Annotated in this window: 13 protein-coding genes; 3 read left to right on the top strand and 10 right to left on the bottom strand. The window is 39.8% G+C overall.

What is annotated here, in order from left to right; all coding sequences use genetic code 11:
* Positions 1 to 158: 158 nt before the first annotated feature.
* Positions 159 to 1,181 carry an esterase-like activity of phytase family protein gene (locus RDV52_RS09800; protein ID WP_040556977.1) on the top strand — a complete coding sequence of 341 codons (1,023 nt, stop codon included), beginning with the start codon at positions 159 to 161 and terminating at the stop codon, positions 1,179 to 1,181.
* A 19-nt stretch (positions 1,182 to 1,200) separates the two neighbouring features.
* Here the strand turns inward: RDV52_RS09800 and RDV52_RS09795 are convergent, their stop codons facing one another.
* From RDV52_RS09795 to RDV52_RS09785, 3 genes are read right to left on the bottom strand one after another with little or no spacing between them, the layout of a single operon-like run.
* A complete protein-coding gene (locus RDV52_RS09795; RefSeq protein WP_004363958.1) occupies positions 1,201 to 1,890 on the bottom strand; it encodes a sigma-70 family RNA polymerase sigma factor in 690 nt (229 codons plus the stop codon).
* A 29-nt stretch (positions 1,891 to 1,919) separates the two neighbouring features.
* Positions 1,920 to 3,149, bottom strand: a complete 1,230-nt coding sequence (locus tag RDV52_RS09790; protein WP_004365751.1) for a tetratricopeptide repeat protein — start codon at positions 3,147 to 3,149, stop codon at positions 1,920 to 1,922.
* Positions 3,150 to 3,155: 6 nt separating this feature from the next.
* Positions 3,156 to 4,877 (bottom strand): glutamine--tRNA ligase/YqeY domain fusion protein, encoded by a 1,722-nt coding sequence (locus tag RDV52_RS09785; RefSeq protein ID WP_004365752.1) that lies wholly within the window; start codon positions 4,875 to 4,877, stop codon positions 3,156 to 3,158.
* A gap of 569 nt (positions 4,878 to 5,446) precedes the next feature.
* On the opposite strand from RDV52_RS09785, the gene RDV52_RS09780 reads away from it, so the two are divergent.
* A complete protein-coding gene (locus RDV52_RS09780; protein WP_004365754.1) occupies positions 5,447 to 5,617 on the top strand; it encodes a hypothetical protein in 171 nt (56 codons plus the stop codon).
* A gap of 40 nt (positions 5,618 to 5,657) precedes the next feature.
* Entirely contained in the window at positions 5,658 to 5,921 is a 264-nt protein-coding gene (locus RDV52_RS09775; RefSeq protein WP_004365755.1) for a GlsB/YeaQ/YmgE family stress response membrane protein, read from the top strand.
* Positions 5,922 to 6,155: 234 nt separating this feature from the next.
* On the opposite strand, the gene RDV52_RS09770 is transcribed toward RDV52_RS09775, so the two are convergent.
* The 7 genes from RDV52_RS09770 to RDV52_RS09740 all read right to left on the bottom strand — a co-directional run bounded on the left by RDV52_RS09770 (position 6,156) and on the right by RDV52_RS09740 (position 14,415).
* Positions 6,156 to 8,078 (bottom strand): polysaccharide biosynthesis protein, encoded by a 1,923-nt coding sequence (locus RDV52_RS09770; protein WP_004365756.1) that lies wholly within the window; start codon positions 8,076 to 8,078, stop codon positions 6,156 to 6,158.
* Between the two features lie 264 nt (positions 8,079 to 8,342).
* Positions 8,343 to 9,365, bottom strand: coding sequence for a methionyl-tRNA formyltransferase (gene fmt / locus RDV52_RS09765; protein WP_004365758.1), 1,023 nt, complete (start codon positions 9,363 to 9,365; stop codon positions 8,343 to 8,345).
* Between the two features lie 36 nt (positions 9,366 to 9,401).
* Entirely contained in the window at positions 9,402 to 11,198 is a 1,797-nt protein-coding gene (locus RDV52_RS09760; protein ID WP_004365759.1) for a chloride channel protein, read from the bottom strand.
* Between the two features lie 54 nt (positions 11,199 to 11,252).
* Positions 11,253 to 11,822, bottom strand: a complete 570-nt coding sequence (locus tag RDV52_RS09755; protein WP_004365760.1) for an L-threonylcarbamoyladenylate synthase — start codon at positions 11,820 to 11,822, stop codon at positions 11,253 to 11,255.
* Positions 11,823 to 11,977: 155 nt separating this feature from the next.
* Positions 11,978 to 12,919: a DNA/RNA non-specific endonuclease gene (locus tag RDV52_RS09750; RefSeq protein ID WP_004365762.1), complete on the bottom strand. Its 942-nt coding sequence runs from the start codon at positions 12,917 to 12,919 to the stop codon at positions 11,978 to 11,980.
* A 124-nt stretch (positions 12,920 to 13,043) separates the two neighbouring features.
* Positions 13,044 to 13,295 carry a type B 50S ribosomal protein L31 gene (locus RDV52_RS09745; RefSeq protein ID WP_004364223.1) on the bottom strand — a complete coding sequence of 84 codons (252 nt, stop codon included), beginning with the start codon at positions 13,293 to 13,295 and terminating at the stop codon, positions 13,044 to 13,046.
* A 139-nt stretch (positions 13,296 to 13,434) separates the two neighbouring features.
* Positions 13,435 to 14,415 (bottom strand): choice-of-anchor J domain-containing protein, encoded by a 981-nt coding sequence (locus tag RDV52_RS09740; RefSeq protein ID WP_004365766.1) that lies wholly within the window; start codon positions 14,413 to 14,415, stop codon positions 13,435 to 13,437.
* Between the last annotated feature and the right edge of the window lie 20 nt (positions 14,416 to 14,435).

Below are 14,435 nucleotides of genomic sequence, written 5' to 3'. Positions count from 1 at the left end.
AACGCAAAACAATAGGTTTTGTAATGCGTTGATAGTTAGGTGGTTAAGCAATAATTATGCTTTTGAAAAATATTTACACCTTTCTTACCTTCTTTTCACTCGTAGAACAATGTATTATAGTTATACACTGCTTGCTTAAGAAATTAAATAGAAATTCAATGAAATTGTTTCTCACTTTATTCTTTGCGCTTATTTCCCTATCAACTCTTGCGCAAAACTATCCTAAACTGGTAGCTTTGAATGAACAGCACCATTTTAAGGAAACGGTTCCGAAAGGCAATTATAGTGGAATAACGTGGTTAGGGGGCAACCGTTATGCAGTTGTTTCCGATAAAACAGAGCACAGTGGCTTTTATATTTTTACATTGGATATAGACTTAAACACCGGTGATATTAAGCGAGTGACGTCTAATGGTTTCTTTGGTTCGTCTGCACCAAATGCCGATGAAGAAGGTATTGCCTTCCATTCAGATAGACACAGCATATTCATAGCGCGTGAAGCTGATAATAGTATTTGCGAATACAGCTTGTTTGGCAAACTTACTGGCAAGCAATTGCTTGTACCGTCCAACCTTCGCTCTGCTTCAAATGTCTATGGTTTAGAGTCCTTAACCTACAATGCTGCTACACATTTGTTTTGGACTACTACCGAATCTACATTGGAAACCGATGGGAAACAGGCAGCACCTATGCAATTGTTGGAAAACCGTTTGCGTCTTCAAGCCTTTGATGAAAACCTGCAACCCATAGCGCAATATGCTTACAAGATGGACAAAGGCACCGTAAATAAACCTGCGCAAAACTATGCTATGGGGGTAGCCGATATGGCTGCATTAGACAATGGCATACTTCTTGTTTTGGAAAGAGAACTTTATGTTGCGCCAAAAAAGTTCGGTTCGTTTGTTAAAAACAAACTTTATAGTGTCGATACCAACACTTCGCAGCAAATAGACAACGACAAACCGCTCACGGACGCAAGTCCTTACATGGTGAAACACTTACTTGCGGAATGGAAAACATCATTAACCTTGTTTCATCAAGACTTCGCCAACTACGAAGGAATGTGCCTTGGACCTAAGCTGAACGATGGTTCGCAAGTTCTAATCTTGTGTGCCGACAGTCAAAATCAGTATGGCGGCATACTGCGCGATTGGTTTCGCACAATCGTTTTCCGCTACTAAGGCTTTCCGAACGATACCTTTATTTCAATCGTTTTTGTAGTTTGCGCAACGCCTTGTTTCGTATTTGGCGCACACGTTCACGCTTTATTCCCATTTCTTTGGCTATCTCTTCCATAGTATAACGTTCGCCATTCTGCAGTCCGTAGATAAGCGTGATGACCTTCTGCTGCCTTTCGTCAAGTGCGTCCATACCTTTTGCAATTTCAGCAGCAATAATCTGGCGTGTTAAATGCTCGTCAGCTTGTGGCGAGTTCTTGTTTTCCAAGACACTTTGCAAGGTGAAGTTGCCGTTGCTGCCAACAGGTACGGGCTGGTCGATAGATAGCGTGTGGGCTTTGCGAGTGCGTTGTTTATCCTCTCCAGCATTCTGTACTTTATAGGTATCGAGCTGTTCTCTTATGGCTTCTTCCATTGCCTTGCGTATGTAGGTAGCAGCAAACTTGACGAATCGTGTACCTTTTGTGCCGTCGAACTTCTGTGCTGCGTGCATCATACCAATGTTCCCTTCGCTTATCAGGTCGTCTTCGCCAAGCCCACGGTTTCTGTATTGGTGTGCCAACGATACAACAAACTTCAGGTTAGCCTTCGTTAGTTTCTCCAAAGCCTTTGCATCTCCAATCTTAATCTTGGCTGCAAGTTCGCGTTCTTCAGCATCGGTAAGCAGTTGCTGATTGGCAATTTCTTCCATGTATTTACTGTTTGTAGCCATAATATCTAATGTTTTGTGTTATTCTATTCTTAAAATGGTAGCGTGTTGTTGTCTGCTTTTCCCTTTCTCGGTGTAGGAGTAAGCAGTGGATATGTCTCTGGCTTGCTGTCTTCAGGATATAAATCAGCCAGTAAATTTTTTGTTTCTACCAAGTTTTTCTTGATGGCAATGCCCAAAATTCTGTCATATTCGTCCATCAATCCAAGTTCGTAGCAGCATCGGGCATAGTACGCATAGCCTATGTCCCAGACTTCCGAAACTCTTTGTAAATTAGCAGAAAACAGCCTGTAGGCATCGCTCATATAGCCGTTAGCCATCAGCGAAATAGCCATTTGTATGTATGTTTCCTCCTTTGCTTCTGAGTTCTCAATTGCTTTTTTGAAGTATTTAAATGCCTTGTCTACCTTCTTTTGGCTTAAATAAACATCTGCAATCGTGATATTTACGGAGTTTTTTCTTGCTTCGGCAATAACTTTCTGAAAGCGTTTGTAATAGTTTATTGCTTCATCGTTGTTGCCGATGCTGTATAAAGCATTGGCTTTGTTTGAGAGTGCGTCTTCGTCTTCGGGATTGATAGCCAAGGAATATTCGCTCGCTGTGATAGATTTGTTGTATTCGCCACGAAGGAAATGGCACTCTGCCAATTCGTTCCAATAAGTAGTAGAGTAGGGATTGCTGTCGATAAGTTCGTTCAACATATCTTCGCTTTCGTTGCTTTTCCCCAACCATAAAAGTATCTTTGCCTTTAGTTCCTTGTAGTCTTTCGTTTCTGTATCTTTATATTGGTTTAGCCATTTTTGCGCAAGTTCTGCTAAACCGTAGTCGCAAAGGAGCGAAGCAACATCGAAAATATAGTCCTGTTGTTCGTCTGCTGCAATATCGTCGAAGTGTTCCGAAAGATACTTGTTGGCTTCTTCATATTTGTTCAGCACCATCATTATCTCTGCAATCAGGTAATAATAGTCCAAATCCGTCTTGTCTATAATTTCCTCTGCCAGCAGTTCAGCCTTTACAGGGTCTTTGTCTACAAACAGTGCAGTGCGTGCCAGAAAGCAAAGAGGGGCAGTAGCACCCGGAAAAATATTTACCGCATATGTTGCTGCTGCCTTTGCTTCTTCTTCCTTACCTATTATATGGTAATATTCAGCAATATCAGCAAGTTCCTCTGAGTCGAGGAAACTTTCGGCATTCTCTTTACATAGTTCTTCGTATTCATGAAGAATATGCTTGAATCTATTGCTTTTAAAATATTCGTCCAATACTATTTATCCTTTTTTCTGAGCTTTTGCCCATGCATCTTTCAGTCCCACTGTTTTATTGAAAATAAGTTTTTCAGAAGTAGAATCAGGGTCAAGCATAAAATATCCTGTACGTTGGAATTGCAAATAATCACCTGGTTTCTTTTCCAAAAGAAATTTCTCAACATAGCAATTATTGTGGATTTTAAAACTATCTGGATTCAGGAGTTCTCTAAAATCACATTCTTCGGCAGATGGATTTTCTACGTTGAAAAGTCTGTCGTATTCGCGAACTTCCGCCTTTAGGCAGTGTTCTGCACTCACCCAGTGCAGCGTTCCTTTCACTTTACGGTTAGCCCCTTCCATTCCGCTCTTGCTTGTTGGGTCGTATTCTGCCTGTATTTCCACGATGTTTCCCTGCTCGTCCTTTGTGCAGTCTGTACATTTGACAATGTATGCACTCTTCAGACGCACTTCTTTGCCTGGTGTCATGCGGAAGAACTTCTTCGGTGCGTCCTCCATGAAGTCGGCACGTTCTATCCACAAATGCTTGGAGAAGGTAATCGTGTGTACGCCTTCCACCTCGTTTTCGGGGTTATTGATGCTTTCCATTTCCTCGGTCTGACCTTCAGGGTAGTTGGTTATCACCAACTTCACAGGGTCGAGCACGGCGCTGACTCGTGTTGCTTTCTTGTTCAAATCGTTGCGTACGGCAGCTTCGAGCAATGCCATATCGTTCAGAGCATCGAACTTCGTGTAGCCGATAGAGTCGATAAAAGCGCGGATAGATTCCGGTGAATAGCCACGACGGCGCATGCCACAGAGTGTAGGCATACGAGGATCGTCCCAACCATTTACAAGTTTTTCATCTACAAGTGTATGTAGTTTTCGTTTCGACATCACGGTGTAGGTTAGGTTCAGACGGTTGAACTCAATCTGTCGTGGGCGGTTATCGTTCAGCACGTCGGCAGTGTTGTCTGATTCTTTCAGCAGATCTATAAATTTATCGTAGAGTGGACGGTGAGGAACAAACTCCAATGTACAGATAGAATGCGTAACTCCTTCAAAGTAATCGCTCTGTCCGTGTGCAAAATCGTACATAGGATAACAGTTCCATTTTGTACCTGTACGGTGGTGTGGTGTATGTATAATACGGTATATGATAGGGTCGCGGAAGTGCATATTGGGGTTTTCCATATCCAATTTTGCACGCAGCACCATACTTCCTTCAGCTACTTCGGGCGTATTCATCTTTTCAAAAAGAGCGAGGCTCTCTTCTATAGGGCGATCTCTGTATGGCGATAGTATACCTGGTTCGGTTGGTGTTCCTTTTTGTGCAGCTATTTCTTCCGAGCTCTGTTCATCAACGTATGCCAGTCCTTTCTTAATTAGCCATATAGCGAAATCCCAAAGTCTTTCGAAATAGTCGCTTGCGTAGTAAATGTTCCCCCATTTAAAACCTAACCAGCTAATATCGTTGAGAATATTCTCGACATATTCGTTGTTTTCTTTTGATGGGTTTGTATCATCAAAGCGTAGATTACAAACACCATTATATTTCTCTGCCACACCAAAGTCCATGCAAATAGCTTTCGCATGTCCTATATGCAAGTATCCATTTGGTTCTGGTGGAAAACGAGTTTGGATGCGTCCGCCATTCTTTCCTTCGGCAATATCTTCTTCAACTATTTGTTCTACAAAACTCAAACTACGTTTCTCTTCATTGGTGTTACTTTCTATTGTGTCCATAAGCTATAATTTTTCTTCTGCAAAGGTAGTTATTTTTTTCTTTCTATAAATATGTTTTCCTTACTAATAATCTATATCTCTTGTAGTATCGTTTGGTATTAAGGACTTGTTTTTAATCGTCTTGAAGTGCTTTTATGCTAATATTGTATATTTTTGAAAAATAATTAAAGAAAAATTTGGATGGTAATAGAATTTAATATATCTTTGCACACGTTATCCTGAATACAATCTTTTTACCTTAAATGACTAATACCTATTGAGGTTGAGTGCCCGTCGCTGCGAAGCGTTGGGCATTTCTTTTTTATGCTAATTTGCAGATAGTTTCTATTGCCGAATATAGATGGAAAAATATTTAACTCGAAAAAATACAGATAAGTTTGGAAATATATTTTAAATTATCTAATTTTGCGATGGAAAGTCAGCATGACCCTTATATACGAATAAATATAAGAGTTACTAAGAAATGAATATAGGGGAATGCAAATAGAAGCTCAATCATGATGGTGGTACTGCATCATAGTTTATTATAATAGGGATAATTGACTAACATAAAGATTAATAGGAAAGATATGAAAAGTTTTAGCAAAAAAGCGTGCTTTCTTCCACAGCCAGTGTTAATTATTGGTACATACGATGATAATGGCAAGCCTGATGTGGAGAAGATGAATCTTATCACTTTCGATCCAGTCAGTTTAAAGTATCTCAGAATAGAAAATAGTGTAGGGAAAGAATTGAAATAAGCAGATGAAAACTCGAAACGACATTTAAGTTTATATTCTTATGTTTGAGCATATAGCCGATTTTACAACGTGGCCAATATTAACGGGAATTCTTATTGGCTACATTGCAAATCGTATAATGAGTGGTGAAGGAAAAGGTTGTTGCATGAATCTTTTTATCGGAATAGTTGGTAGTTATGCAGGTGCTTTCATTAGCAACCTATTAGATATTGATTTATTTGGTAAGGGTTATCTCACAAATTTCATATTTTGCGTACTTGGTTCTATATCTGTGTTATGGATATGGAAGAAATTATCCGATTAGGACTTGTATAATCATTAATAGATCAGATAGATAGAGATTTTGTTTTCAGAAAATGCAAGGGGAAATTTGTAGAACGGAAATGTGATAGAGAGCTAATATATTGGGCTCTTCCTGTCATAAAATGAGATTCCATAAAATTGTAATTATAAATTTTTATTTTGTAATTACAATTTTAAGTCTTATAATTACAATTTTTTAATTCGTTATTATAATTTTAGAGAAGATTTATCTCCATTAATTGGTCTTATCCAAAACAGAATATTTACTATTGTTGCTTATGTATTCAGGCACAATCTCTTTCATTTTCCCTACTATCGCCATATCATTGTACGTATGACTTAGTGCAATAAGATTTTCTATTTGTTTAGAAACCTCGTTATAATCGTATTCGCAGACTTTTGCAATACGGATTTTCTCGTGGAAGCTAGGTTGTGTGTTCTCTGTTGTACTTAATACTTCCTCATAAAGCTTTTCACCAGCACGCAAACCTGTATATTCAATCTTAACATTTTCTGCACCAGAAAGTTTTATCATTCGTTTTGCTAAATCTGCTATTCTGACAGGTTTGCCCATATCAAACACAAATATTTCTCCACCTTTCCCATGTGTTCCTGCCTCAAGCACTAATTTACATGCTTCTGGAATTAGCATAAAGAAACGAATAATATTAGGATCGGTCACTGTTACAGGGCCACCACTTTTTATTTGTTTCTCGAATAATGGGATAACTGACCCATTTGAACCTAAGACATTGCCAAAACGAGTGATAACAAACTGTGTAGACTTTTCTTTGTTGCTATCCTGATTTATTTTTTTATTTAAGCTCTGACAATATATTTCGCAAATACGCTTCGAACAGCCCATGACGTTTGTTGGGTTTACGGCCTTGTCGGTAGAAACCATTACGAACTTCTTCACGCCATACTTTACGCTTAAATCTGCAATGACTTTCGTTCCCCAGACATTGTTCTGGATACTTTCCGAAGGATTATTTTCCATCATCGGAACATGCTTATAAGCGGCTGCATGGAATACGTATTCGGGCTTATACTGTTTAAAAATGCTTTCCATTCTGTCAAGATTGGTTATGTTCGCAACAATGGTTTCAACCTTAATGTTAGGATAATCAAAGCGCATCATTAATCTGATATCGTGTTGTGGTGTTTCTGCCTGGTCAATAAGAATCAGTTTTTCTGGTTTATAAATAGAAATCTGTCGTACTATCTCCGAGCCAATGGAACCTGCCGAGCCTGTAATCATAATGCACTTACCATTCAGCAGGTTACCAATAGCGTCCATATCTACAACTATTTCATCGCGTGGCAATAGGTCTTCAATATTTATTTCCTTGAACTGTACGTGCTCCAAATCGTTTTCACCCGTCCATTCTTTTGTATGTTCGGTCAGATATATCTTGACATTGGCATTAATAAGCATGTCTTGCAATCTTGTATCAGCTCGGAACTTATCAACCTGAATAGGCGAGACAAGTACTGCCTTTATGTTTTTTTCCTTTATAACTTCTTCCAGTTGCTTATTTATCGTATATATCTTTTCACCCAGCAACGTTTTTCCGAAATATAAATCGTCGTGGGATATAAAGCCTTTCAGCAGGAATTTTGTATTCCTATCGTTACAAATATTGTTTGCTATCCCTATTCCACCCTCCTTGACACCGTAGATTAGTGTTTCAATTTTTCTGTTTGGACTTAAATATGCATCATAGATAGCCTTCACTAAAATACGAAAAACAACCATTCCGATAGTCGCGACAAGATACATGACAGCAATTTGCCGACCTTGAAAACGCACAAATTTAATGTCCCAAGAATACATTACATAGTGCATTACTTCTGCTATGAACAGCGATAAAAGCATGGCAAGGCCAACACGCTGTAAGTCTACAAAAGAAGAATAACGTATTATACCTGAATAAGTCTTGAAAACTCGAAAACCCACAAGTGCGAAAACCATATAAGCAAATATAGTCTTCGTAAGTATAGACAAATTAGAAAAGTCCACAGCTCCATGGTAGTAGAACCAAAACACAAGTATTCCAGACACATAGCAAATAAAAATATCGATTGCCAATATTACCCAATACGGCAGAGCATTCTTTGTAAAATACCACTCGAAGATCTTATCTATAATTTTCATACCTTACTAATCTGTCAAATAATTATTTTGTTATAGTTTATAATAATGCAAAATTACGAAAAAATTCTTATTAATACATACTTTTATAAAAATAACGTGAGTTCGACGGATTGCAATTGTTTGTAAACAAGGCAATGTCTGTACCCCATGAGAGTGGGGTATAGACGTTACTCACTTATGGAGTACAAAAGCGGTTTCAGGCAAGATGAAACGACCCATAAATTCATCGAACTCACATTAAAATTACAATTAAAACACATTTAATTATTCTTTCTCTAATCTATACTCTTCCACCTGTTTAAAGCCATTCAAGAAAGAGCGACTATCCATACGTTTTTTGCCTGAAAGTTGCAATTCTTTCAATTCCAATAGAAAATCATTTGTATTTACATATACTTTTTTATTTTCTACTGTAAACGTGCCCGGCTCAGCTATTACAGCTTTCTCTGTTTTAGCAACTTCAAATATTTTCAAGACCATTTTAGTGGCTGGAGCAGCCGCATCGTCTAATGAAACCATCTTTGACCACGCTCCAGGATAAGGAGAAAGTCCACGAACGAAATTATAAATTGTAATTGCTTCCTGATGCCAATTTATTTCGCAAGTTTCTTTAAATATTTTCGGTGCATGGCGCAAGTCTGATGATTCATCTTGTGCTTCGGTTATTTCGTTCATCACTGATAGGATTTTATCTGCATCAAAATCATCTGCAACCTTTTCACACAGAAGGTCTATCGTTTCAATGGCCAACTCTGCTCCTAACCGCATCAGTCCATCGTAAACATATTCTACATTTGCGCTGTCTGGAATAGGAAAATACTTTCGCTTTATAATTCGCCCTGTGTCAATATCTTTATCGAGGAAGAAAGTTGTTACCCCTGTTTCGGTTTCACCATTTATCACTGCCCAGTTTATAGGTGCTGCACCACGATATTGAGGCAATAAGGCTGCATGAACATTAAATGTACCAAAACGTGGCATTGACCATACCACTTCGGGAAGCATACGAAAAGCTACGACCACTTGCAAATCAGCATTCAAAGCACGCAACTGCTCTAAAAACTCAGCGTCTTTCATCTTAATAGGTTGCAATACTGGTAATCCTACCGATTCGGCATATACCTTTACAGCAGGTGGTTGGAGTGTTTCCTGATGTCGTCCTACGGGTTTATCGGGTTGTGTTACTACTCCCACAACATTATAACCGCCTTCTACCAAAGCCTTCAACGACTCTACGGCAAATTCTGGTGTACCCATAAAAACGATTCTCATATCTTTCTTGTCCATACTGCTCATTTAAAATTATAGAAATAAACTTGCAAACTATTCCTCACTGAAGTCGGCTACCAGCTGTCGATACAGGTTATACAGTCGTGCACGCGAAATATAGCCAACAAGCCTGCCGTCAAGTTCGGTTACAGGCAATACCTGCGCTCCTGTCTTTTCAAACACTTTCATAACACTTGCCATAGGGTCGTTCACACCTATTGTTGCCGGCGGCGGTGTCATAAGCTGCTCCACCAAAAAACGATGGTACAGTTCAGTGCGGAAAATAATATGTCTGAGTTTGGTAATATCAATTTCCCCTAACAGTATTCCACCATCATTAAGAACCGGAATATAGTTGTTGCGGCTTGAACTGATGGCATGTACAAGTTTTCCCATTTCCATTTTTGGTTCTACCGAAGTATAGTCGCGGTCGATAATATTCTGCATGTTCATCATTGTCATTACAGCTTTATCGGTGTGGTGCGTTAAGAGTTTTCCTTGTCGAGCCAAGCGAACGGCATAAATACTGTGCTGCTCAAAAATATTGATGGTCAGATACGAACTGATGGTTACAATGATTAGTGGAATGAAAAGATGATAACCTCCTGTAAGCTCGGCTATTAAGAATACTCCCGTCAATGGCGCATGCATAACTGCTGCCATAACTGCTGCCATACCATAAAGTGTAAAATTCTTTTCAGGAATATACTCGCCTATCTGCTGAACATTCCAAAGTCGTGCAAAAAAGAAGCCGCCAAAGCCACCAATAAACAACGATGGTGCAAACGTTCCACCACAACCACCTGCTCCATTGGTCGCACTGGTGGCAAAAACCTTTGTCAATGCAACCAATCCTACATATAATATTAAGAATTTAGTTTGCCCTGCGAACATCGAACCTCGCAGCACTTGATTCCAATCGGCTTCGCCATTCCCTTCTATAAAAAGGCGCAAACTGCTATAACCTTCGCCATAAAGGGAAGGAAACAGAAAAATAAGCGATGACAAAACCAAACCACCTGCTAACAGTTTAAGGTAAGGACGATTGGAAAGACTTGCATATCTGTCTTCACACCACGACATAACACGCATAAAGTAAAGCGAGAGGAAACCGCAGCCTATACCTAAAAGTATGGTTGGCGGCACTTTGCTAAGACTCCAAAGATAGTCCATCTTGAAGTTATACATTGGCTCGCCACCTGTAAAGAAGTATGAAAAACAAGTGGCTGTAACCGAAGCTATCAAGATAGGCAACAGAGATGCCATAGTAAGGTCTACCATCAGTATTTCCAAAGTGAACACCAGCCCTGCTATCGGTGCTTTGAAAATACCCGAAACAGCAGCTGTAGCACCACAACCAACCAATAGCATCAGCGTTCGACGGTCCATATTGAAAATCCTGCCGAGGTTGCTGCCAATGGCAGAACCCGTCAGTACAATAGGAGCCTCTGCTCCTACCGATCCACCAAAACCAATTGTAATTGCCGATGCTACAATGGAAGTCCACGTATTGTGCGCCCTCAGTTTAGAACGTTTTGTGGAAATTGCATACAGTACACGCGTAATTCCATGCGAAATCTGGTCGCGGACAACATACTTAACAAACAAACTGGTTAGCCAAATACCAATAACTGGGTAAAGAAGATACAGCCAGTTGATGGTGGTCATACGAAATCCTGACGTAATGAGTTTTTCTATTTCGCCAATAATAATATGAAGCACGTATGCTGCCACGGCAGCCAAGAAGCCAACAATAAAGGCAAGCACCAATACGAACTGGCGGTCGGAAATATTTGTCTTACGCCATTCGTCAATTCGACTTATTATATTGCTATTATTCTCGTTTGCCATTTTTCAAGCCTGCTCCTCTATATAGATATGTATATACAAGGCTGCTACGATGATTTATTTTCTTATTATGTTTATTTCGCCTGTCGCACCAATCTTTATTATCGTAGATGGTTGGTGTGGCTTATGCTCTTGTCGGCGAGAAGTACAAACGTAGTCTACAGCCGACAATATTTCTTCTGAAATGTCGCGATAGTTCTGTGCAGCAGGTTTGCCACTGATATTTGCCGATGTGCTGACTATTGCTTTCTGAAAACGGTAACACAACTCTTTCGAGAAAGGTTCGTTGGTTATTCTTATACCGATAGAGCCGTCTTCGCCTATAAGGTTGGGTGCAAGGTTTACAGCATCGTCAAGTATCAATGTTGTCGGCTTCACCACGGCATCAATAAGTTGCCATGCCACATCGGGAACATTGCGTACATATCGTTGCAAGCGTGCATCAGAGTCGACAATACAAACTAAGGCCTTAGAATCTTCGCGATGTTTTATTTTATATATCTTAGCCACAGCTTCAGGATTTGTTGCATCGCAACCTATCCCCCATACAGTATCGGTAGGATAAATTATAATCCCCCCTTTACGCATTACTTCCACAGCTTTTTGAATATCTTCTTGTCGTGTCATTTTCTTATCGTTAATTGTAGGTACAAAATTAAAGAAAAAAAATGAAAATACAAATCTGTAAAAGAAAAAGGTTGTCTCTTTACATTAGGTGCTTATAATTTTCCGAACTCACGTTAATTATTCTTCAATGCTGAATTTATAGAATGTATCTTATTCTATTTATTTATATTCCATAATTTTATAACAATATCTTTGTCAATACTTTCAATCTTTTTTTCAATATCGTCGGGGAGATTGCAGAAGAAGTCTATATGGGTGAGTTCTTCAAGTTCTTTTATGTTTACAACATAAGGTTTGAGCGATGTTTCTTGGTTGTTTTCGTGTTTAAACCAAAATCCGATGGCTTTGTATTCCCACTTCTTGTGCGCATAATTATAGTATTTCATCAGTGCTGCCGAGAAGAAATAGCCTGGCACGATGAAGCCATTGCGTAGATAGGCTTTCACTTTAGACGACTCGTCGATGGTACCGCCACGGCATATAAACATTGTGTCTTTTGAGTTTATATTGAACGCAGCACGTATTTTGTTTTCCATTGTCAGCCAAATACCGCCACCTTTCGCACTGCCGTTGAATGCGCTAAGCTGTGGTTGCATATTGCTGATATAGAAGGTTTGCTTTTGTGCTTCGTCTGTATTTCTGCGGTCTGCCGAAGGACAAAGGTGCCCGTGGTCGTAGCCAGTGTTCCAATAGGGGTCGTAACTGAATGCCATAGAAGCAGGAATCAAAGGGTCGGAAGGATATTGTGGGTTGCCATACCATCTGCCAACGTTCCATTTGCTGTTGCTTTGGTATAACTGATAGCAAGTCCAGCGGTTCGATTTCTTTTCACCGTCCCATTCAACGCTGTAGTTTACTTCGTCTGTACTTTGGTCTATGTGTGTAACAACGATACTTTTGCCACCTTTAAGTTTTGGAAACTCCAAGCGGTGTGTATATTGGTTGCCCTCTTTTAGATTGGAATTCTTATTGTTGGCAATGGCTTTGCCGTTGTCATCGTCGGGCGAATTGCTGTTGTTGCTGCTACAAGCCGAGAGGAAAATAGCTGCAACGAAAAGAAGAGAGAAGATACCTGGTAAAGGTTTTGTAGGTTTCATTTGTCTTGATGATTTGGTTATTGTCTGTTGATTCTGATTTTCTATTGCTGGAAAAGAAAAAGTGCGGGCAAACGCATATGCAACTACGTTTGACCGCACCTTATACTGTTGTGGGTATATCGTTTTACTTCTTCAACTTACCGTAACGGTTCATGAAGCGGTCTACGCGACCTGCAGTGTCCACAAGTTTGCTCTTACCTGTATAGAATGGGTGAGAGGTGCTTGAGATTTCGACTTTAACCAATGGGTAAGTTTCGCCTTCAAACTCTACAGTATCGTTAGATTTGCATGTAGATCTTGAAAGGAACATATCGCCGTTGGACATATCTTTGAATACGACGGGGCGATAGTTGTCTGGGTGAATACCTTTTTTCATTTTACTTTTATATGTTTTATTATTAATAAAAATTTCGTTGTTTGCAGCGTGTTGTATAAGCGGTATTTCGCTACCATATACTGACAAGGTGCAAAATTACGAATAATTCTGCACCTTGCCAAATATTTGGGATAGTTTTTTACTTTACCGTAACTTTCTTAATTTCCCATGTCGTGGTAATTTTTTTTGTACTGTTGTATTCGAATGCAACGAATACTTTTTCCTGACCGGCATACGCTTTCAGGTCGCAAGTAGAATCTACGAAGTCCCAACTCTTGCCTGAAGGAGGATTGTTGATAGCCACAGGCTTCCAATTGTTGCCGTCGGTAGAAACGAGTACCTTGATAGCGTCGTTGAGAGCTGCTGACTTCAAATAGTTCAAGGCATTGTTGAAAGTCAGGGTAGCTGCGTTCATACCCTTTAGGCTGAATGCAGGAGAGACGAGACGGCTTTGCGTTTCATAGTTGGTATTGTTGGCACGGCCTGTTGCCTTCATTTGTTTGAAGTTGGCATCGTGGAACCATACCTTTGTCAAACCTTCGGGGAGTGCCTTTACATTCACGATGGTGAAGTTGGCAATGTTGTTGTCGAACGTTACATTTAAACCTGTATTGGTAGGTGGAGTGGTTTCTTGCACCTGACCATTAAGCGAATAGATGTAGTTGCCTTGACCAAGCTGCTTGACGCCATTGGTATGTGTCATCAGCTTACCGCAAATAATAACCTTGTCGCCTTTCTTGATTTTATTGCTGTCTGTGAACTTCACATTGCCCAAAGCCTTTCCACGGAAAACGTAGAATTGGTTGGTAGTGGTGCCATCGTCAGAGATATAGTAGGTGGCATTGCCGTATTGAGTGTTGATTTCCTGAACACTTACGACGATACCCTTTACATAGACTTCCTTGTCGAGCCCTTCTCCTTTGGTAATATAGTTCTGTGCAGCTACAATATTGAAAGGGTCGTCCTTCGTACCAGTGCCTTTAGCCTCCATATCAGAAGGGTCTGGTGTCTTGTTGTCTTTCTCGAACGTAATGTCGTATGGCATTGGTACATCTTCGCAGCTTGTCAGTGTGAAAGCAGCGATAGCCAATGCAAACATTGAATTAATTAATTTCTTCATATCTGTTTTACCTTTTTGTT

Origin of the sequence: Prevotella nigrescens (assembly GCF_031191185.1) — a bacterium.
In the GTDB taxonomy this organism is placed as follows: domain Bacteria; phylum Bacteroidota; class Bacteroidia; order Bacteroidales; family Bacteroidaceae; genus Prevotella; species Prevotella nigrescens.
This window is presented reverse-complemented; position numbering and strand designations above follow the sequence as displayed.